Raw genomic sequence first — 19380 nt, 5'->3', positions numbered from 1 at the left:
CCGCTGCCCAGGGCGGCGCCGACGCTCACCCGAAGAAGACCTCGGCGACCCCGTGGTACAGGTGCGGATCGACGGTCTTGAGCGTGCCGACCGCCTCGGACAGCGGGACGCGCACGATCTCGTCGCACCGGAGGGCCACCATCTGCCCGAAGGCCCCGTCGTGCACGGCGTCGATGGCGCCGATGCCGAAGCGGGTCGACAGCACGCGGTCGTAGGCGGTGGGGGTGCCACCCCGCTGGATGTGGCCGAGGATCGTCACCCGGGTCTCGAAGCCGGTGCGGCCCTCGATCTCCTGGGCGATCGCGTTGGCGATACCACCCAGGCGGACGTGGCCGAAGGCGTCGAGCTCACCCGACTGGGTCACGAGGGTGCCGGCCTTGGGCTGCGCGCCCTCGGCCACGACCACGATCGAGGCGTAGCGGCCGGCCGCGTGCCGCTGACGGATCTTCTCGCACACCACCTCGATGTCGAACTCCTCCTCGGGGATGAGGATCTCGGTGGCGCCACCGGCGATGCCGGCGTAGGTGGCGATCCAGCCGGCGTGGCGGCCCATCACCTCGACGACCATCACGCGATCGTGCGACTCCGCCGTGGTGTGCAGCCGATCGATGGCGTCGGTTGCGATCTGCACCGCCGTGTGGAAGCCGAACGTGACCTCGGTGGCCGACAGGTCGTTGTCGATGGTCTTGGGGACCCCGACCACCTGCACGCCCTCGGCGTGCAGCTTGTTGGCCACCCCCAGCGTGTCCTCCCCACCGATGGCGATCAGCGCATCGACGCCCTGGGCCGCCAGGGTTGCCCGGCAGGCCTCGACCCCGCCGTCGACCTTGTACGGGTTGGTGCGCGACGTCCCGATGATGGTGCCGCCCCGCGGGAGCGTGCCGCGCATGCGCTCCACGGTGAGGGGCTCGGCACGGTTCTCGATCAGCCCCCTCCACCCGTCGAGGAACCCGACCAGCTCGTCGCCGTACTCGCCCACGCCCTTGCGGACGATCGCTCGGATCACGGCGTTGAGACCGGGGCAGTCGCCGCCACCCGTGAGCATGCCGACCCGCATGGGGCCACCTCCACCTGGCTAGGGAACGGCGTTCACCCTAGCCAGGGCCGGTGTGAACGCACCGTGAACAGCGCTGGCGACGAGGGGCCTACCGTGTACCCATGCCCGTGGTCATCGCCATCGACGCCGGGACGACCGGCGTCCGGTCGCTCGCGGTCGACGAGGCCGGCGCCGTCGTCGGCCGGTCCTACCGCGAGTTCCCCCAGCACTTCCCTCGGCCCGGTTGGGTGGAGCACGATCCCGACGACATCCTGGCCGCGGTGCGCACCACGCTCGGCGAGCTGGCCTCGGGGCTCGACCAGCCGATCGCGGCCGTCGGCGTCACCGACCAGCGCGAGACGACCGTGGTGTGGGACCGCCGCACCGGCCGGCCGCGGCACCGGGCCATCGTGTGGCAGGACCGCCGTACGGCGGGTCGGTGCGACGAGCTGCGCGAGCAGGGCCTCCTCCCCCTCGTCCGCGAGCGCACCGGGCTGGTGCTCGACCCGTACTTCTCGGCCACCAAGCTGGAGTGGCTCCTCGGCGAGGGGGGCGTGGAGGCCGGGCCGCACCTGGCGTTCGGCACCGTCGACTCGTGGGTGCTGTGGCACCTCACCGGGGGAGCGGTCCACGCCACCGACCCCTCCAACGCCAGCCGCACCCTGCTCTACGACATCCGGGAGCGGGCATGGGACCCGGAGCTGTGCGAGCGGTTCGGCGTGCCGCCGGCCTGCCTGCCCGAGGTGCGAGCCTCGAGCGGACGCTTCGGCGTGACCGTCGAGGGGTGCGGCCTCCCCCCGGGGATCCCGGTGAGCGGCATCGCCGGCGACCAGCAGGCCGCGCTGTTCGGCCAGGCCTGCTTCGCACCCGGCGCCACCAAGAACACCTACGGGACCGGCTCGTTCGTGCTGATGAACGTGGGCGATCGGTGCCCACCGCCGGTGGAGGGCCTGCTCACCACGGTGGCCTGGACCCTGGACGGCGTGCCGGGTGCCACGTACGCGCTCGAAGGAGCGATCTTCGTCACCGGTGCCGCCGTCCAGTGGCTCCGCGACGGGCTCGGCATCATCGGCGAGGCCGCCGAGATCGGGCCGCTGGCCGCCAGCTGCGCGGACACCGAGGGCGTCTACCTGGTCCCGGCGTTCACCGGCCTCGGGAGCCCCTGGTGGGATCCCTACGCCCGCGGCACGATCGTGGGGCTGACCCGGGGGGTGGGGCGTGCCCACCTGGCCCGGGCCGTGGTCGAGGCGATGGTGTACCAGACGCGCGACGTGGTCGAGGCCATGGCGGCCGCCGGCGGCCACCCGATCTCCTCCCTGCGGGTCGACGGCGGCGCCTCGGTGATGGACCTCCTGCTGCAGCTCCAGGCCGACCAGCTGCAGGTCCCCGTGGCCCGCCCGGTGGTGCAGGAGACCACGGCGCTGGGAGCGGCGTACCTCGCCGGCCTGGCCGAGGGCGTGTGGGGCTCGCTCGACGACGTGGCCGCCAACTGGCGGCTCGACGTGGAGGTGTCGCCGGCGGTGCCGGCCGCGGTGGCCGACGCCCGGCACGCCGGGTGGGCCCGAGCCGTCGAGCGGGCCCGCGGCTGGGAGCCGGCCGGCAGCGAGCCCTGGGAGGGATGACCCGCCACCGGCCCGTCACCCGGTCGGCCCGTCACCCGGTCGGCCCGTCACCCGCTCGGCCCGGCCCGCAGCCGGGGCCGTCACCCGGTCAGCTCGGCCCAGCGCCGGTCGGCGATGCGCGCCAGCGCAGCCACCTCGCGGCGCTCGCGGGCCCGGAACGGCCGGCCGTCGCGGCCGACCACGAGCTCGAGGCCCGCTCGCGGGAGCCCGGCGAAGACGACGTCCTCGGGGCCGGCCTGGCCGGACGCGACGACCTCCGACGAGCGGCTCCCGTGCACGAAGGCGCCCAGCCAGGCCGCCGACGGCGCATCGCCCGCGGACTGGCGGACCTGCTCGGCGCCGGCCTCGACCACGGCGGTCCAGTCGGCGTCGTAGTCGCGGCGGACCTCGGCGCAGAGGGACTGGAGCAGGTCGGGCGGATCGCTGGTCTCGACGAGCCGGGCCGCGCTCTCGAGCGCCTCGAGCCGGTGATCCCGGAGGGGCCCGGCCTGGGGCCGCACGTCCTCGACGTCCACCCCGTCCACCTGGCCGATCTCGGCGACCAGCAGGTCGACCAGCGACGGGTCGGGCAGGCCGACGACCAGCTCGTCGATGGCCCGTCCCGCGCCCCGCTCGAGGATGTCGATGCCGACCACGTCGCCGCGCACCGCGCCGATCCGGCTCGCGACCGCCCCGAGGGCCCCGGGCCGGTCGGGCAGCCAGAGCCGGACCACGAACAGCTCCACGCCGTGCACGGTAGACGGCCGGTGTGAACAGGCGGTTTCGCGCCCCGAGGCCCCGATCCGGTTCTTGACCGCGCGGTCAAGCCTGCCTACGGTTCCCTCGATGGAGCGCCGCCTCACCGCTCGGGGCGAGGCGCGCCGGCGCCAGCTCATGGACTACGCGGCGGCGCGCTTCGCCGAGAGCGGCTACCACCCGACGTCGGTGGCCGAGATCGTGGAGGGCCTCGGCGTCGGCAAGGGCGTCTTCTACTGGTACTTCCAGAGCAAGGACGACCTCCTCCTGGCGGTGCTGAAGGAGGCGCAGCACGACCTCCGGCGGCGCCAGCAGCGGGCGATCGGCGACGAGCCCGACCCTGTGGTGCGGATCGAGCGGGGCATCCGGGCGTCGCTGGCGTGGTGGGCCGAGCACCGCCAGCTGGTCACCCTGTTCCAGTTCGCGGCGACCGAGGAGCGCTTCGCCCCGGCCGTGCGCCGGGGCCAGGACGTCGCGGTGAGCGATGCCGTGCGCCACATCAAGGAGGGCATCGTCGAGGGGCGCATCCGCGACGACGACCCGGCGGTGCTGGCCCACGCGGTGCTGGGCGTCACGGCCCAGCTGGCCCGGGTGTTCCTCCACGAGCGGGGCGAGCCCGCCGACGAGGTCGCCGACAGCGCCGTCGCCTTCTGCCTCGAGGGCCTGCTCGGCACCCGACCTGCGCCGGGAGCGGCTACGCCGGGGGGGTGAGCTCGGTGAGGACCCGCCTGAGGTTGCGCACCGCCTGGCCGGTGCGCTGCTCGTTCTCGATCAGCGCGAACCGCACGTAGCCCTCGCCGCCGGGGCCGAAGCCCATGCCGGGCGAGGTCGCCACCTCGGCCTCGCGCACCAGGTACGACGCGAACTCGAGCGATCCCATGCCTCGGTAGGGCTCGGGGATCTGCGCCCACACGAACATGGTGCCCTGGGGGCGCTCGATCTCCCAGCCGATGCGGTTGAGCCCGTCGCAGAGCACGTTGCGGCGGCTCTGGTAGACCTCGTTGACGAGCTTCGGGAAGTCGGGCGCCTCGTTCATGGTGACCGTCGCCGCGATCTGGATGGGCTGGAAGGTGCCGTAGTCGAGGTAGCTCTTCAGCTTGGCCAGCGCGGCGATCACCTCGGCGTTGCCGGACATGAAGGCCACCCGCCACCCGGCCATGGAGAAGCTCTTGGTCATCGAGTACAGCTCGACGGCCACGTCCTTGGCCCCCTCGGCCTGCAGGATCGACGGCGGCTGGTAGCCGTCGAAACCCAGGTCGGCGTACGCGAAGTCGTGGACGAGGATCACCTCGTGCTCGCGGGCGAAGTCGACGACCCGCTGCATGAACGAGAGGTCGACGCACTCGGTGGTGGGGTTGTGCGGGAACGACAGCACGATCACCCGGGGCCGCGGCCAGCCCCGCTGCCACGCCTCGAGCAGGCGCTCGAAGAAGTCGCCACCGGTGCCCATCGGCACCTCTCGCACGTCGGCGCCGGCGAACAGGGGCGCGTAGATGTGGATCGGGTAGCTGGGGCTGGGCACCACCGCGGCGTCGCCGGGGCCGAGCAGCACCCACATGAGGTGCGAGAGGCCCTCCTTGGCGCCGATCGTGTTGGAGATCTCCGTCTCGGTGTCGAGCTCGACGCCCCACTTGCGCAGGTACAGGTTGCCGAGGGCCTCGCGGAGCTTGGGGATGCCCTTGCTCATCGAGTAGCGGTGGTTGCGAGGGTTGCGGGCCGCCTCGGCGAGCTTCTCGACGGCGATCTCGGGCGAGGGGATGTCGGGGTTGCCGAACCCCAGGTCGATCACGTCGGCGCCCGCTCGGCGTGCCTCGATCTTCAGGTTGTTGATGATCGAGAACACGTACGGCGGCAGGCCCGTGATGCGGCGGAACTCCATGTGGTCGAGGTTACCCGGCGGTCACCGCGGCGCCGGTGCGGTCCCACCCTCGGGCAGGCGGCATGATCACGGTCGTGGAAGACGAGACCATCGACGTCGTGATCGAGATCCCCCGGGGGAGCCGCAACAAGTACGAGTACGACCACGAGCGCCACGTGCTCCGGCTCGACCGGCGCCTGTTCACCGCAACCGTCTACCCGGCCGACTACGGCTTCGTGCCCGACACGCTCGGCGAGGACGGCGACCCGCTCGACGCCCTGGTCCTGCTCGAGGACCCGACGTTCCCGGGCTGCTGGGTCGAGGCCCGCCCGGTGGGCGTGCTCTGGATGGAGGACGAGGCCGGACCGGACGCCAAGGTCATCTGCGTCCCACCCAGCGAGCCCCGCTGGAGCGGGATCGACGACCTCAGCGGCCTCTCGCCCCAGCTGCTCGAGGAGATCAAGCACTTCTTCGACGTCTACAAGATGCTCGAGCACGACAAGACGTCGTCGACCGCTGGCTACGAGGGTCGCGAGGCGGCCTGGCGCGAGATCCGGGCCGCCCGCGCCCGCTACCCGGGCTAGGGCGACAGGGCCCGCCGGGCCTCCGTCGCCGCGCCGATCGCCCCGGCCCGCTCCCCGAGCGTCGCGGCCACGATGGGGGCCTCGGGTCGGTGCGTCTGGGCCATCACGTGCCCGTGGAAGTGAGCGCGGACGGGGTCGAGCAGGAGATCGGCGTCGGCCACCAGCCCGCCGCCCAGCACGAAGAGGGCGGGGTCGAGCACGTCCGCCAGGTTCGCCAGCCCCAGCGCGATCCACCAGCTGAAGCGGTCGATGACCGCAGCCGCCCCGGCGTCGCCGGCGCGGGCCGCGGCCACCACGTGCTCGCCGCGGATCGCGTCCGGCTCCCCGCCCGCCGCGGCCAGCACCGCGTCGGCCCGGCCGGCCTCGGCGGCGTCGCGGCCCAGGCGGCCGAGGCCGCGACCCGAGGCGAACACCTCCCAGTGCCCGCGGCCCCCGCAGTCGCACGGGGGGCCGTCGGCCTGGACGACCATGTGGCCGGGCTCGCCGGCGAACCCGTGCGCGCCGATCTGCACCGCGCCGCCGGCCACGAGGCCGGCCCCGATCCCGGTGCCCAGCGTGACGAGCACGAGGTCGTCGACGCCCCGGCCGGCGCCGAGTCGCCACTCGGCGGCCGTGGCGCAGGTGGCGTCGTTCTCGGTGACCACGGGCACGCCTAGCCGCTGGCCGAGCAGCGCTGTGAACGGCACGTCGACCACGCCGGGCAGGTGCGCGGCGAACCGCAGGCAGCCCGACCCGTCGACCAGGCCGGGCAGGCCGACCCCCACCGCGCCGGCCGGGCCGCCCCCGGCGGTGAGGGCCTCCACCAGCTCGGCGAGGGCATCGAGGAGCGCGTCGATGCCGGGGGGTGTGGGGACCCGGCGCTCGACCAGCACCCGGTCGTCCGCGTCCAGCAGGACGCCCAGGCACTTCGTGCCGCCGACGTCGAGCCCGGCGGTGGGGACCGCCCGCGCAGGCACGGGGTGGCTGGCTAGAAGCGCAGGAGGGCGCCGATGCGCCCGAGCACGTCGAGGTCGGCGTTGCCCACGCAGATCTCGAGCTTGCAGTGCTGGGCCAGCGCCTCCTCGACGGCCTCCTCGACCACGTCCTCCACGTGGGCCATCTGCTCGCCGCAGCCCGGGCAGGCGCGGCCCAACATCCCGAGATGGCCGCACGCCTCGCAGCGCCAGCCCGGAGCGGTGAAGCCCTGCGACACGAGCAGGTACTCGACACGGCGCTGCACCAGCGCCTTGAGCGTGGCATCGAGGCCGGCGACGCCCTTGCGGCCGGCTCCCGCGGCGTCACGCAGGCGAGCTACGAGCTCCGCCTCCCGCCGGCGCTCGACCCGCTCCTCGGCCTCGTGGGCGGCCCTGCGGATCTGGTCGAGGGAGGCGTTCACCGGCACCTGCACGTGGTCGACGAGCCGCTCCCGGAGGTACGGGTGGAGCAGGCGCTCGAGGTCGCCGGTGACCTCTGGCGTGCCGCCGAGCAGGAAGCGATCGAACCCGCCGTTCCCCTGGAAGACGTGGAACGCCACCGCGGCCGCGTGCCGCAGGTGCTGGAGGGTCGCCTCGTCGAGCTGGCTCTGCTGGTGGGTCTTCCAGAAGTGCCCCCGGTTGTCGTCGAACTCGCGGGGCAGCTCGTCGAGCAGCTCGCTGCGGTCGATCAGCTCGCCCAGCTCGAACACGAACATCCGCGCCCGCTGCTTGTCGGCCAGCAGCAGCCCGAAGCGCTCGTACTCGTCGACGAGCAGCTCGAGCTGACGCACGTAGGGGCTGTGGTTGACCACGATCTGGCTGTAGACGGGGACGGGGAGCTCGAACACCCGCCACAGCCCGTCGGCCGAGCAGGCGAAGATCGCGAGCCCCCGCACGTGCGCCCGCTCGACGCCGCGCCGGACGTGGGCCTCGATGCGGTCGAGATCGGCGGCGACCGCCGACCCCAGACCGGGCTTCGAGCGGACCCGACGCAGCATCAGGTCGAGCTGACGCTGGTAGTCGTGGTGCCCGAGGTACCGGCTGCCGTCCACGTCGAGGTAGCACGACGTGACCGGCCCGTTCTCCCCCTTCAGAGAGGCGAGCTCGCGGACCGCATCCTCGCTGATCACGGGCATGGCTCCCTCCTCCGCCCCGGGCGGCGCGGCCCGGAGCCCTCGACGGGGATCGGCGACCGGTGGGTCCCCGGGCCCCGATTGCATCGTACGCCTGACGCCCCGATCGCTCGACCGTGATCTCGCGTCCGCTCAGGGCTCGCCCAGCGCGTCACGATCGGCGAGCACGACGGCGGCGGCCCGCCGCACGTGCGCGGCCGGCAGGGCGAGGTCGCCGTCGAGCAGCCCCCGCAGGGCGGGCACCTTGGCCGCCCCGCTCACCAGCCAGAGCACCCGGACGGCCCGATTCACCACCGGCAGCGTGAGGGTGAGGCGCAGGTGACCCCGGTAGGGCCCGACGACGGCGACGTCGGCGTCGGTCACGTCGATCACGGGATCGCCGGGAGGCCACGACGCGGTGTGCCCGTCGTCGCCCAGGCCGAGGTGGACGACGTCGAGCGCGCCGCCCTCGCCACACACGGCGGCGAGCTCGTCGGCGTAGGCCGCCGCCGCGGCCCGCAGATCGGGGCTGGTGACGGGCATGGGGTGCACGTGCTCGGGCGGGATCGGCGCCCGGTCGAGCAGCGCCGACTGCAGGGCGGTCAGGTTCCGATCGGCGTCGCCGTCGGGGGCGACGCGCTCGTCGACCTGGAACAGGTGGACGGCCTCCCAGGGCACCTCGCACCGGACCAGCTCGGCCAGCATCGCCCAGGGCGTGGTGCCGCCGCTCACGGCCATCGTCGCCTGCCCGCGCGCAGCCACGGCACCGCGGAGCTCGACGGCCAGCAGGTGGGCGGCGGCGGCGGCCAACGATGCGGCGTCGGCGCTGGCCCGCACCTCGAGCGGGAGCACTAGGCCGCCGCCCGCACCGCGACCAGCGCGGCCCGGTCGGCCGGGAGCCGCTTGGCCCATCCCACCAGCTCGGGGCGGTCGCTCAGCAGGACGAGCTGCACCGAGTCGGCCATCCGCTCGAGCCGGTCGAGCACCCGAACCACGTCCACGGCGTCGAGCACGCCGAGGATGTCGTCGATCACCAGCGGGGCGGAGCCGGCGTACGACACCCCCCGCTGCCCTGCGAGGCGCGTCAGCAGGTAGTACTCGATGTCCTCCGCCTCGACCGGCTCGACCTCCGCGGGGAGCGAGCGCAGCTCCTCCAGCTGCGCCTCCACCGCCCGGCGCACGGCTGCGACATCGGCCAGCACCCGCGCCGCACCGGCCTCGGCCGCCAGCGCCGCCGCCAGCTCGGCTGCGGGATCGGACCGCTCGCCCGCCGCCCGGCCGGGCGAGCCGGCGGCAGCTGCTCCGGCGAGGGGCGCCAGATCGGCTTCGGCGGCGCGCAGCGTGGCCGTCGCCTCGGCCTCGGCGGCCACCGCAGCCTGGAGCGCGGCGATCCGCTCGTCGGCTGCCGCCGGCTCTGCGGGCGGGGGCCCGGGTGGCCCACCCGTCACCCACGGGCCCGGCACCACGTTCGGGCCCCAGCCCGACCGGTCGGGCCGGCCGACGCGCGCCGCCAGCTCGCGCCGCACCGCCTCTTGCTCGTCCAGCGAGACCTCGAGGGCGGCGATCCGGGTGACCAGGGCGGCCCGCGCCTGCTCGTCGGGCGAAGGGCCGGCCACGGGCGCGGGTGGGGGCGCTGCGGCCCGCCGGTCGAGGGCCGCCAGCTCGGCCTCGAGCTCTGTCACGGAGCGGGCCGCGTCACGCTCGCCCAGCCAGAGCCTGGCCGCAGCCACCGGGTCGCCGTCGGACGGGCCGGCGCCGGCCCGGCGGAGCGTGTCGGCCAGCTCGGCCTCGTGCTGCTCGAGCGACCGGCGGGTGTCGGTCAGCGCTGCCAGGGGATCCGGGCCGGGGTCGTGACCGAGCAGCGCCGCGGTCCGGGCCTCGAGGTCGGCCCGCCACCGGGCGAGCTCGCCGCCCGGCGCCGGCCCGGCCAGCAGGGCGTCCAGCTCCTCCTGGGCCGAGGCCAGCTCGCCCTTGGCCGTCGCCAGGCGGAACTCGGCGGCGGGATCGGTCTGCACCATGGACCCGCTGAGCAGGTAGTCGCTGTACGACCCGAAGCCGAACCGCGACAGCAGCTCCTGCTCGACGCGCCGGACCTCCTCCAGCTCGCGCCGGGGACGACCCTTCACCAGGCTGCGGTCGACCCGCTCCTGGGCGACGATGACGGCCTCGTGGGCCTGGTCGAGGGCGGCTCGCTCCTCAACGGTCATGCGGGCCGGGCGGACCTCGCCCTCCAGGGCGGCCACGTCGCCGGCGGCCGTGGCCGCACGGGCCCGGGCCGCCTCGAGCCTGGCCGACGGATCGACATCGGCGGCTTCGCCATCGCCCGCCTCGAGCAGCTGCCGCCACTCCTCGGCCAGCTCCGCGACCGCCACCGGGTCGGGGCCGCTCCGCGCGCCCAGCACCGCGTCGAGGGCCTCGCGGACCGGCCCGGACGCGGCCTCGGCGGAGCGGGCCCGCTCGAGCTCCGCGGCGACGGCGCCGCGCTCGGTCTCCAGCTCGGCCCCGGTCGCGGCCGCCGGCTCACCGGGGCCGGGCCCGGGCCCGGGCGCGGCGAGCGCGGCGTCGTCGTGCGCGGCCAGCTCGCGGCGGGCCTCGGCCAGCTCCGCCTCGAGCCTGGTGACGTCGGCCTCGGCCTGCACGAGGGCGGCGCGGGCGGCGGCGGGATCGTCGGCGGGGGGCTCGGCACCCAGCAGGGAGGCCTCGGCCCTGGCCCGATCGGCCCGGCAGCGCTCGAGCTGGGCGCGCAGACCCGCCAGCGCCGCCGAGGCCGCCTCGGCGGCCCGACCCGTGGCTCCCGGGGACGGTGGGGGGGCGGCTGCTGCGGCCTCGGCGGCGCGACGGGCCTCGCCCGCCTCGTCCAGCGCACCCCGGGCCCGCTCCTGGCGGGCGACGGCCTCGGCCACCTCCCGCTCGAGCGCGGCGCGGGCCCGGTCGCGCTCGGCGTCGACCGCTCCGGGCAGCTCGCCGGCCCGCACGACCAGGTCGAGGTCGGCGGGGACGTCGAGCAGGTCGAGCGTGACGGGCGCCAGGTCGAACAGCACACCGTGGGCCTCGACCACCCCGCCCAGCCCCGCCCCACGGGTCGTGCGCAGGGTGTCGAGGGCGTCCACCAGCCGAGCGCGCTCGGCTGGCGTGAGCCCGGTCACCACGGTGACACGGGGGTGGAGCGGCACGAGGAGCGGCGGGTCGCCGGGTGCACGCAGTTCGAGCAGCCTCATGTCATCGACCTCGTCGCCACCGGGGCCGGGCCGGCCCCCGCAGGGTACCGCCTGCCCGCAGCCGAGACCGGGGCCGGTCAGCCCGCGGCCGAGGGTGCGCCGGCACCCCCGGGTGGCGCGTCCGGTGGGCCGTCGACCTCCCCGGTCCCGTCGGCCGGCTGGGCGGAAGGTTGAGCCCCAGCGGCGGCCGGCGACGCAGGAGGGGCCGCCATCCCGGCGATCACCTGCATGCCCGAGCGCACCAGGTCGGGGAGCACCGCGGCCAGGCGGGCCGCCTGCTCCGGGTCGCGCACCAGCTGCTCGGCCGCGTCGAGCACGCCGCGGGCCGCGGCGATGACCTCCATCGCCACCCACTGGGCGACGGCGGCCCCCGGCCGGTCACCGGGCTCGTCGGTGCCGGGAGTGGTCACGGGTCAGGCCTCCGCCTGCGCCCTGAGCTCGCGCAGCGCGGTGTTCACGATCCGGGCCTCGGCCCGGCGCTTCACGAACGCCGGCAGGGGGGTGACGAGCTCGACCACCAGGTGGTAGGTGACGTCGGTGGCGTCGGGCCGGCCCGCGGCCGGGTCGAACTGGTACGTGCCGTCGAGGCGGCCCATGATGTCGCCCTCGAGGAGCCGCCAGCTCAGGCGGCGGGGCGCCTCGGCGTAGTCGTACCGCAGCACGTACCGCGTGCTCCGCCCCATGGCGGCCGCCCGGAACTCGACGTCGAGCGGGCGGCCGGCCTCGTCCCGGGCCAGCACCGCGACCTGCTTCACGTCGCGCGCCCACGTCGGGTAGCGCTCCAGGTCGACGGCGACCGCGAAGCAGCGCTCGGGCGCGGCGTCGATCGTGGTGCGCAGGGTCGCCTGGTCGGTCATCGGGACCTCTCCCTCGGCCGGTGGGGTCCGGGCCGGAGAGATTGTGCGCGCGTTCGCGGCACCCTGCGTCGCACCACCGGCTCAGCCGTCCTCGGCCGAGGCCGGCGCCGGCACCTGCGCCGGCGCGGCGCGGGGCCCGAACGTGCCGTGGCGTGCCCCCCAGAGCCCGGCCAGACCGAGACCGAAGACCGGGACGAGGGTGCCGAAGGCCAGGCCCGTGAAGGGGCGCAGTGCGGCGGTGGTCAGGGCCACCACCACCTCGACGCCGAACGAGCCCATCAGGTGCAGCTGCGCCGCCCGGGGTGCGCTGCCGGCCAGGAAGAAGAGGCCACCGATGCCGATGGCGTCGGTGCGGCTCCGACCCACCGCGATGGCGTAGGCCCACAGGAAGACCACGCAGCCGGCCGCGAAGAGGGCCAGGGCGACGGCGACGGCGACGGCGGTGAGGGCCCCCGGGGCGATGGCAGCCGCCACCGCCGTGAGCGTGAACACGGCCGTCCCGGCCCAGGATGCGCGCACGATGCCGCGGCCGCGGCCCGCCAGCGCGGCCAGCGGCGGGCGGCCGGGCGGCGCGGCGCTCGGATGGGGATCGGCCAGGGCCACGGGACCCATCTTCTCAGCCGGCGGGCCGCCGGTGGAAGCCGGGCCGGGAAGGTCGGCGCCGGTCAGGGGACGGCTGCCAACGCCTCGGCCAGCCGCTGCGCCAGCCCGTCGTACGAGAAGGCGCGCTCGACCCGGAGGCGAGCGGCACGGCCGAGGCGGTCCCGCCGATCCGGGTCGTCGAGCACGGAGGCGAGGGCGACGGCCACCCGCTCCACGCGGCCGGGCTCGTCGACCACCAGCCCGGTGACCCCGTGCTCCACGGCCTCGGCCGCACCCCCGCTCGACCCTGCGACCTGGGGCACGCCGCAGGCCGCGGCCTCGAGGAACACGATCCCGAAGCCCTCCTGCTCCAGGCCGGCCCACCGGTTGCGGCACAGCATGGCGAACACGTCGCCGGCGCCGTAGACGGCCGGCAGCTGCTCGTCGGGGACCCGCCCGAGGAAGCGCACCGGCGCCCCCGTGCGAGCGACGAGCCGCTCGAGGCGCCCGCGGTCCCGGCCGCCTCCCGCGATGGCGACCACCAGGTCGGGCCGGGCTCGGCCCAACCGGGCGGCTGCCTCGATCAGCACGTCCATGCCCTTGCGGGGCACCAGGCGGCTCACGCTCGTCACCAGGGGCCCCTCGGGAGGGAGGCCGGCGCCGACCCTGGCCGCCCGCCGCTCGGCCGGGTCGAGCGGGCGGAAGCGCTCGACGTCGACCCCCGGCGGCACCACCACGACCGGCAGCGGGCAGCCGGCGGCCCGCTCGGCCTCGGCCGCGGGGTAGCCGCCGGCGGCCACCACCAGGCGAGCCCCCCGCAACACGTGTCGCAGCACGAGCCGGGTGCCGGGCAGGCGGCGCGGCACCGTGACCTCGGCGCCGTGGAGGACGAGGCCGTAGGGGTGGCGCAGCGCCGGGCCCACCAGCCCGAGCGGCAGGGCCGGGTCGAGCAGCACGAGCGACGCGCCCACCCGGTCGGCGAGGCGGTCGATGCGCCGGGCCAGCCCGGGGGTGGGCACGAGCACGGGCTCGCGGGTGCGCGCCACCGCGAAGGGCTGGTCGCGGTCCCACACCGCCGCGCCGGCGTACGGCGTGGTGAGCACCGTGACCTCACCCGACGGCAGGCGCCGCCAGAGCTCCCACAGGTAGCTCTGGATCCCCCCGTGCTTGGGCGGGAAGTCGTTGGTGACGAGCAGGTGGCTCACGGGGCGGCCCCGGTGGCCCGGCCCGCGGCCGCGAGCTCGGCCCGCACGTCCGGGTCGGGGTCGGCCGCCATCGCCCGGAGCAGGTCCCCGCGGCCGAGCCGGGCCGCGGCCCACACCGCGTGGGCGCGCACGAGCTGGTCGGCGTCGGCCAGCGCGGCGCGCAGCGCGCCGGCCACCAGCGGGTCGCCACCCGCCGCCGACGCGCCCAGGGCGACCAGCGCGTTGCGCCGCAGGTACCGGGGCTGGCGCCGCGGCACGTACCACCGGCCGTGGCGCGCCAGCAGCTCCTCGTCGGAGGCGGCGAGCAGGTCGACCAGCTCGACCCATGCCGCCCCAACGCCCGTGGGCCGGGTGCGGTCCGCGCCGGCCCGCTCGGCCCGCACCGACGGGGGGCACACCTCCTGGCAGTCGTCGCACCCGTAGATGCGGTCGCCCAGCGCCGCCCGGTGCTGACGCGGGAAGGGGCCGTCGGCCTGCAGCAGCCAGGCCAGGCACCGGCGGGCGTCGACCACCCCGGGAGCGACGATGGCGCCCGTCGGGCAGGCGTCGAGGCACCGCCGGCAGGGCCCGCAGCCGTCGGCCACCGGCGCGGCCGCAACGGGGAGCTCGGCATCGGTCAGCACCGACCCGAGCACGAACCACGAGCCCCGGCCCGGGAGCAGCAGGTTGGCGCTCTTGCCGAACCAGCCCAGGCCGGCCCGGTGGGCGGCCGCCCGGTCGACGAGGGCGTTGTCGTCGACCAGCACGCGGGCCCGGTGGCCATGCCCGCGCAGCACCCCGGCGACCACGTCGAGCGCCCCCCGCAGGGCCCCGTAGTGGTCGTGCCAGGCGTAGCGGGCCACCCGCGCCCAGGCCCCGCCCGCGGCCGGGCGGGCCGGCAGCGGCACGTCGTAAGCCCACGCCCCGACGACCAGCGACCGGGCGCCCGGCAGGGTGGCCGACGGGTCGGTGGCGCGGGCCGGGTTGCGGTAGGTGAACGCCATCCCGCCGTGCAGCCCGGCGGCGCGACGCTCCTCGAGGGTGCGGCGGGTCGCCGTGAAGGGCTCGGCCGACGCGATGCCGACCGCGCCCAGCCCGGCGGCCCGGCCGGCGTCGGTCACCTCGGAGGCGAGCGTGGCGGCGTCCACCGGCCCATGGTCGCACGCCGCTCCGGGCCGGCCGCCCGGACGGGCCGGCACGACCGATCAGGCGCGCGTGCCCGTGCGCCGGGTGTGCCGGAGGCCGGGCACCAGGCCGGCCCGCTCCAGCAGCCGCAGCGCCCGCACCTCGTCGGCGTCGATCACCACGGCCTCGTCGGGCTCCCGGTTGCAGAGGAACGTGACGACGCAGTCGCCACACGTCGAGGTGCCCTGCATGACGCACTCGTCGCAGTCGATCCGGAACCCGTCGCCCACCTGTGGACCTCCCTGGCCGGCACCCGGAGCCGTTCGACGACCCGGGGTGCGATCACGTCGTGCCACCCCCGTGCCGCCCTCGCGACACCGTCGTGGCACCGTCACCTCCACCCGATCAGCACCGTACGCAGGGGGTGTGTCATCGACGTCGGGGGTCGGGGGCACCCGGTGGGGTCGGGGTGCGCGCACGACCTCGGGGCGCTCAGCGGCGGAGCAGGTCGAGGAGGGGCCGGGCCCCCACCGTGTTGGCGCCGCCGGCACGTGCCCCGTCGCGCACCCGGTGGTCGTCGGAGGCCACGACGACGGGGCGCTGCGGCGGCACCTCGTCGACGAGCGCCAGGAGCACGTCGTCGGCCTCGACCCCCGGCGGCGAGAACCGCACGTGGACGGGCCGGGCCACCTCCGTGACCGGCGCCGGCACGTCGGCGCCGTCGAACACGACGTGGATCTCGGACCCCGTGCGGGCGGCCACGCCGGCGAGTGCGTCGAGCAGGCGCCCGCGCTGCTCGCCCAGGGGCAGGTCCGGCCAGCCCAGCTTGGCCACGTTGTACCCGTCGACCAGCAGCAGCACCCCCGCGACCCGGAGCAGGTGCTCGACCGCCTCGCGCGTGTCGTCGAGCACGCCCCCGGGCAGCACGAGCGGCCGGCGCCGGCGCCGGGACACCCCCGGTGGGCGCCGCGGCGGCGGGCCCGGGGCCGTCCGGCCCGACGGCGCCTCCGCGCGCCCGCCCGGACCCGGACCCGGACCCGGACCCGGTGGCCGCCCCTCGGGCCCGGCCCGGCCGGCCAGCACGTCGAGGGCGTCGGCCAGGCGGTGCACCGCCTCGGACGCGTCGGCCAGGGCCGCCGCCACCGACCCACCGGCGAGCGGCGCCGGACCGGAGGCGGCACGGTCGAGCGCGGCCGCCAGGTCGGCCCGCTCGGCCTCCAGGTGCTCGGCGCGCGCCTCGGCGGCGGCCAGGCGCGCACGCAGGGCGTCGGCCTCGCGGGCGGCGCCAGCCGCGCCCGCCGCGGCGCCCCGGGCCTCCTCCTCGGCCCGGGCGGCGCGAGCGTCGGCGTCGGCCCGGCCCGCCTCGGCTGCGGCCGACCGAGCCTCGAGGCCCGCCCGCAGCGCCTCGGCCGCCCGCCGGGCGTGGCGCTCCTCGGCCAGCGCCGCCCTGGCCTCGTCGGCGTCCCGCCGGGCCCGCGCCTCGGCCGAGCGGGACCGCTCGAGCTGCTGCTCGGCCGCCTCCGCCCGCTTGCGGGCGCTGCGCTCCTCCCGCTCGACGGCGGCGGCCTCGGCCCGGCCGGCGGCCGCGGCCACCAGCTCGGCCAGCTCGTCGCCCCAGCCGTCGGGGCGCGCCAGCCACAGCCAACCGGCCCGGCCGACGAGCTCCTCGGTGGCGCGGGACGCCACCCGCTCGCGGAAGGCTCCGTCGTCGTCCACGACCCGACGGACGGCCCGGCGGGCGGCCGCGGGCAGGTGGGCGAACCCCACGAAGCGGCGGAGACCGGCCGGCACCGGCACCGGCACCGGTGGGTCGGCCTGCTGCTCGGCCCTGGCCACGACCACCGCCAGCTCGAGGGCCGGGGCCAGCAGCTCCTCGGCAGCCGCACCGGCGGCCGGCGTGCTCAGGGTGCGACCTCGTCCTCGAGCACCTCGACGACGGAGCCCGGGCCGCACCACCGGCACGTGACGCTCTCGACCGCCTCGGAGAGGACCGTCTCGTCCTCGACGGAGAGCTCGCCACCCAGGGAGTAGTGGTGGAACGCGCGCGTGCGCCGCGTGGCCACGACGTCGAAGCGGGTGAGGTTGCCGCAGGCGGTGCAGCGGTACCGGGGGGCGGGCACGCCGAGGATGGTACCGGTGGCTCGACGACCAACATGCGGGTCGTCGAACACCTGTTCGCCTACAGTGCGGGCGTGCAGCGCTCCTTCGACGACCTCGGCACCCCCCTGGCCGACGTCACCTTCTGCGTGCTCGACCTCGAGACCACCGGCACGTCGCCCGACGCGTGCGGCATCACCGAGATCGGAGCGGTCAAGGTGCGGGGCGGGGAGTGCCTGGGCACCTTCCAGACCCTGGTGAACCCCGGTGCGCTCATCCCGCCGGCCATCACCGTGCTCACCGGCATCACCCAGGCCATGGTGCTGCCTGCCCCCCGGATCGAGGCCGTGCTGCCGAGCCTGCTCGAGTTCGCCGGCGACTCGGTGGTGGTGGGCCACAACGTCCGGTTCGACCTGGGGTTCCTGCGGGCGGCGCTCGACCGCGGCGGGTGGGCGCCCCTCGCCAACCCGGCCGTCGACACGTGCTCGCTGGCACGTCGGCTGGTGCGCGACGAGGTGCCGAACTGCCGGCTGGGCACGCTCGCCGACCGCTTGCGGCTCCCCCACCGGCCCAGCCACCGCGCCCTCGACGACGCGCTGGCCACCGCAGATCTGCTGCACCTCCTGCTCGAGCGGGCGGCCGGGCTCGGCGTGCTGGGCCTCGACGACCTCCTCGCCCTGCCCACGATCGGGGGGCACCCCCAGGCCGCCAAGCTGCGGCTCACGGCGCGGCTGCCACGGCGCCCCGGCGTCTACCAGTTCCGCGACCGGCGGGGCGAGGTCCTGTACGTCGGCAAGGCCACCAACCTCCGCCAGCGCGTGCGCTCGTACTTCTCGGGCGACGAGCGCCGCAAGGTGGCCCAGCTGCTCCGCGAGACCGAGCGCGTCGATCACGTCGTGTGCGCCCACCCGCTGGAGGCCGCGGTGCTCGAGGTCCGCCTCATCCACCGCCTGCGGCCCCGCTTCAACCGCCAGGCCAAGACCTGGGATCGCTACGCCTACCTGAAGCTCACCCTGGGCGAGGCCTTCCCCCGCCTGTCCGTGGTCCGCAGCCCTCGCGACGACGGCGGTCTCTACCTGGGTCCGCTGGCCTCGGCCGCCCAGGCCCGCCTCGTCGCCGACGCCATCCACACGGTCACGCCCCTCCGCCGGTGCACCGGCCGGCCCGGCCGCAGCCCTCGTCGCGCCCCGTGCGCAGCCGCGCAGCTGGGCGCCTGCCTCTGCCCCTGCGCCGGCGGCGTCTCACCGTCCGAGTACGGCGGGGTCGTCGAGCGGCTCGTGACCGGGCTCACCACCGACCCCGAGCTGCTCCTGGCACCCTTGCGCGAGCGCATGGGCACCCTGGCCGGGTCGGAGCGCTACGAGGAGGCGGCCGACGTGCGCGATCGGGCTGCTGCGCTCGCCGGCGCCCTCCGCCGCCAGCGCCGGCTCGACGGCCTGCGCGCCGCCGGACGGGTGGTGCTCGACTGGCCCGGTCGCGGCGGCGTCGAGCTGCAGCACGGCCTGCTCGTGCGGTCGTGGGGGCCCGACGGGCAGGTCACCGTCACCCCCGAGCTGCCGGGCGGGGCGGCCGCGATCGACGGCCCCGTGCCCCGTGAGCTGGCCGACGAGCTGGCCGTGATCGCGGCCTGGCTCGACGCCGAGGCCGGCACGCTCGCGCTGCGCCACGCCGACGGCGCCCTCGCCGACACCCTTCCCCGGCTCCCGTCGTTCGCGACGCGCCGGCCAGCCGCCGACACCACCTGACCGGGGCGGCGTCGGTACGCTGCACCCGTGGGCGACATGGGCGAGGTGGTCCGCTGGATCCTCCTGCTCCTCGTCGTCGGGGCGGCGGCCACGGCCGCGTTCGCGGCGGCGTCGTGGTGGCGGCTCAAGCGTCGAGTCCGCGTGAGCCCCAGGGTGCCCACCGACGCGCCCGTGGCCTGGCTGTGGTCGGGCAGCCCGGCCGCCCGGATGCACCGGGGCCTCCAGCGGGCCGCCCAGGCGGTCCGCCTGGCCACCCGCCCGGCCGACCGCCGAGCGGTGCCCGATCACCTCCGCGAGCTGGCCGGTGCCATCGAGCGCGAGGCGGTCGAGCTCGACCGCCACCTCGTCGTCATGAACCGGCTCCCCAAGAAGCACCGCAAGCGCGCCCTGCGCGAGTTGGCCACATCGGTCGCCGAGGTGGAGCGCCTGGCCGACCGCCTGGCCCGGGCCGCCACCGACGCCACCAGGCCCACCCCGGCGGCGACGCCGGCGCACGGCGAGCCCCAGGGCCTGGCGTGGGTGGCCGAGCGCCTCGACCTGCTCGACGACGCCCGGCAGGAGCTCAGCCGCCTCGAGCTGACCGAAGGCGGCGTGCCACCCGACGAGCTGCCGCTGCTGACCGAGCGCGCCGCCGAGTCGCCGGTCGAGCGCCGCGGCCCTCGGCGCTGAACT

20 protein-coding genes are annotated in these 19380 nt (G+C 76.5%); 5 read left to right on the top strand and 15 right to left on the bottom strand.

The window, feature by feature from the left end:
- Window positions 1-25 precede the first annotated feature (25 nt).
- Window positions 26-1057, bottom strand: a complete 1032-nt coding sequence (locus IPM45_16815; GenBank protein ID MBK9181190.1) for a 6-phosphofructokinase — start codon at window positions 1055-1057, stop codon at window positions 26-28.
- Window positions 1058-1158: 101 nt separating this feature from the next.
- Between IPM45_16815 and glpK the strand changes: the two genes are divergently transcribed.
- A complete protein-coding gene (gene glpK, locus IPM45_16810) occupies window positions 1159-2658 on the top strand; it encodes a glycerol kinase GlpK (GenBank protein MBK9181189.1) in 1500 nt (499 codons plus the stop codon).
- A gap of 80 nt (window positions 2659-2738) precedes the next feature.
- Here the strand turns inward: glpK and IPM45_16805 are convergent, their stop codons facing one another.
- Window positions 2739-3383, bottom strand: coding sequence for a hypothetical protein (locus tag IPM45_16805; protein ID MBK9181188.1), 645 nt, complete (start codon window positions 3381-3383; stop codon window positions 2739-2741).
- Between the two features lie 100 nt (window positions 3384-3483).
- On the opposite strand from IPM45_16805, the gene IPM45_16800 reads away from it, so the two are divergent.
- Window positions 3484-4104, top strand: coding sequence for a TetR/AcrR family transcriptional regulator (locus IPM45_16800; protein MBK9181187.1), 621 nt, complete (start codon window positions 3484-3486; stop codon window positions 4102-4104).
- Here IPM45_16800 and IPM45_16795 read toward each other — a convergent pair.
- A complete protein-coding gene (locus IPM45_16795; GenBank protein ID MBK9181186.1) occupies window positions 4088-5272 on the bottom strand; it encodes an aminotransferase class I/II-fold pyridoxal phosphate-dependent enzyme in 1185 nt (394 codons plus the stop codon). The two genes, IPM45_16800 and IPM45_16795, sit on opposite strands and share 17 nt — an antisense overlap.
- A gap of 62 nt (window positions 5273-5334) precedes the next feature.
- On the opposite strand from IPM45_16795, the gene IPM45_16790 reads away from it, so the two are divergent.
- Window positions 5335-5835: an inorganic diphosphatase gene (locus IPM45_16790; GenBank protein MBK9181185.1), complete on the top strand. Its 501-nt coding sequence runs from the start codon at window positions 5335-5337 to the stop codon at window positions 5833-5835.
- On the opposite strand, the gene IPM45_16785 is transcribed toward IPM45_16790, so the two are convergent.
- The 12 genes from IPM45_16785 to IPM45_16730 all read right to left on the bottom strand — a co-directional run bounded on the left by IPM45_16785 (window position 5832) and on the right by IPM45_16730 (window position 16986).
- Window positions 5832-6791, bottom strand: coding sequence for an ROK family protein (locus tag IPM45_16785; protein MBK9181184.1), 960 nt, complete (start codon window positions 6789-6791; stop codon window positions 5832-5834). The genes IPM45_16790 and IPM45_16785 overlap by 4 nt on opposite strands.
- An 11-nt stretch (window positions 6792-6802) precedes the next feature.
- Window positions 6803-7924 (bottom strand): hypothetical protein, encoded by a 1122-nt coding sequence (locus IPM45_16780; GenBank protein ID MBK9181183.1) that lies wholly within the window; start codon window positions 7922-7924, stop codon window positions 6803-6805.
- A gap of 129 nt (window positions 7925-8053) precedes the next feature.
- On the bottom strand, window positions 8054-8752 hold the full coding sequence (pgl, locus tag IPM45_16775; protein MBK9181182.1) for a 6-phosphogluconolactonase: 699 nt from the start codon (window positions 8750-8752) through the stop codon (window positions 8054-8056).
- A complete protein-coding gene (locus tag IPM45_16770; protein MBK9181181.1) occupies window positions 8752-11118 on the bottom strand; it encodes a hypothetical protein in 2367 nt (788 codons plus the stop codon). Before IPM45_16770 ends, pgl begins: the two co-directional genes overlap by 1 nt.
- Before the next feature lie 77 nt (window positions 11119-11195).
- Window positions 11196-11528, bottom strand: coding sequence for a hypothetical protein (locus IPM45_16765; protein MBK9181180.1), 333 nt, complete (start codon window positions 11526-11528; stop codon window positions 11196-11198).
- A 3-nt stretch (window positions 11529-11531) separates the two neighbouring features.
- A complete protein-coding gene (locus IPM45_16760) occupies window positions 11532-11975 on the bottom strand; it encodes an SRPBCC family protein (GenBank protein MBK9181179.1) in 444 nt (147 codons plus the stop codon).
- An 81-nt stretch (window positions 11976-12056) separates the two neighbouring features.
- Entirely contained in the window at window positions 12057-12578 is a 522-nt protein-coding gene (locus tag IPM45_16755; protein ID MBK9181178.1) for a hypothetical protein, read from the bottom strand.
- Window positions 12579-12640: 62 nt separating this feature from the next.
- Window positions 12641-13762 carry a glycosyltransferase family 4 protein gene (locus IPM45_16750; GenBank protein MBK9181177.1) on the bottom strand — a complete coding sequence of 374 codons (1122 nt, stop codon included), beginning with the start codon at window positions 13760-13762 and terminating at the stop codon, window positions 12641-12643.
- A complete protein-coding gene (queG, locus tag IPM45_16745; GenBank protein MBK9181176.1) occupies window positions 13759-14889 on the bottom strand; it encodes a tRNA epoxyqueuosine(34) reductase QueG in 1131 nt (376 codons plus the stop codon). The genes IPM45_16750 and queG overlap by 4 nt, the downstream gene beginning before the upstream one ends.
- A gap of 57 nt (window positions 14890-14946) precedes the next feature.
- A complete protein-coding gene (locus IPM45_16740) occupies window positions 14947-15156 on the bottom strand; it encodes a hypothetical protein (protein ID MBK9181175.1) in 210 nt (69 codons plus the stop codon).
- A gap of 202 nt (window positions 15157-15358) precedes the next feature.
- The gene (locus tag IPM45_16735) at window positions 15359-16828 is read right to left on the bottom strand and encodes an NYN domain-containing protein (protein MBK9181174.1); all 1470 of its coding nucleotides are present in this window, start codon (window positions 16826-16828) and stop codon (window positions 15359-15361) included.
- Window positions 16768-16986 carry a hypothetical protein gene (locus IPM45_16730; protein ID MBK9181173.1) on the bottom strand — a complete coding sequence of 73 codons (219 nt, stop codon included), beginning with the start codon at window positions 16984-16986 and terminating at the stop codon, window positions 16768-16770. Before IPM45_16730 ends, IPM45_16735 begins: the two co-directional genes overlap by 61 nt.
- A 33-nt stretch (window positions 16987-17019) precedes the next feature.
- Here IPM45_16730 and IPM45_16725 point away from each other — a divergent pair, with 33 nt between their 5' ends.
- Both IPM45_16725 and IPM45_16720 read left to right on the top strand, forming a co-directional pair.
- Window positions 17020-18708 (top strand): DEDD exonuclease domain-containing protein, encoded by a 1689-nt coding sequence (locus IPM45_16725; GenBank protein MBK9181172.1) that lies wholly within the window; start codon window positions 17020-17022, stop codon window positions 18706-18708.
- Window positions 18709-18735: 27 nt separating this feature from the next.
- Window positions 18736-19377, top strand: a complete 642-nt coding sequence (locus tag IPM45_16720; GenBank protein MBK9181171.1) for a hypothetical protein — start codon at window positions 18736-18738, stop codon at window positions 19375-19377.
- Window positions 19378-19380: the final 3 nt, after the last annotated feature.

The organism is Acidimicrobiales bacterium, assembly GCA_016716005.1.
GTDB lineage: Bacteria > Actinomycetota > Acidimicrobiia > Acidimicrobiales > JADJXE01 > JADJXE01.
The sequence above is the reverse complement of the archived record's forward strand: the minus strand, read 5'-3'. Positions and strand labels throughout refer to the sequence as shown.

Excerpts from the sequence above, each read along its gene's own strand:
- glpK (MBK9181189.1), top strand. The coding sequence starts at position 1,159 with ATGCCCGTGGTCATCGCCATCGACGCCGGGACGACCGGCGTCCGGTCG.
- IPM45_16815 (MBK9181190.1), bottom strand. The coding sequence starts at position 1,057 with ATGCGGGTCGGCATGCTCACGGGTGGCGGCGACTGCCCCGGTCTCAAC.
- IPM45_16760 (MBK9181179.1), bottom strand. The coding sequence starts at position 11,975 with ATGACCGACCAGGCGACCCTGCGCACCACGATCGACGCCGCGCCCGAG.
- IPM45_16795 (MBK9181186.1), bottom strand. The coding sequence starts at position 5,272 with ATGGAGTTCCGCCGCATCACGGGCCTGCCGCCGTACGTGTTCTCGATC.
- IPM45_16790 (MBK9181185.1), top strand. The coding sequence starts at position 5,335 with ATGATCACGGTCGTGGAAGACGAGACCATCGACGTCGTGATCGAGATC.
- IPM45_16780 (MBK9181183.1), bottom strand. The coding sequence starts at position 7,924 with ATGCCCGTGATCAGCGAGGATGCGGTCCGCGAGCTCGCCTCTCTGAAG.
- IPM45_16800 (MBK9181187.1), top strand. The coding sequence starts at position 3,484 with ATGGAGCGCCGCCTCACCGCTCGGGGCGAGGCGCGCCGGCGCCAGCTC.
- IPM45_16725 (MBK9181172.1), top strand. The coding sequence starts at position 17,020 with ATGCGGGTCGTCGAACACCTGTTCGCCTACAGTGCGGGCGTGCAGCGC.
- IPM45_16770 (MBK9181181.1), bottom strand. The coding sequence starts at position 11,118 with ATGAGGCTGCTCGAACTGCGTGCACCCGGCGACCCGCCGCTCCTCGTG.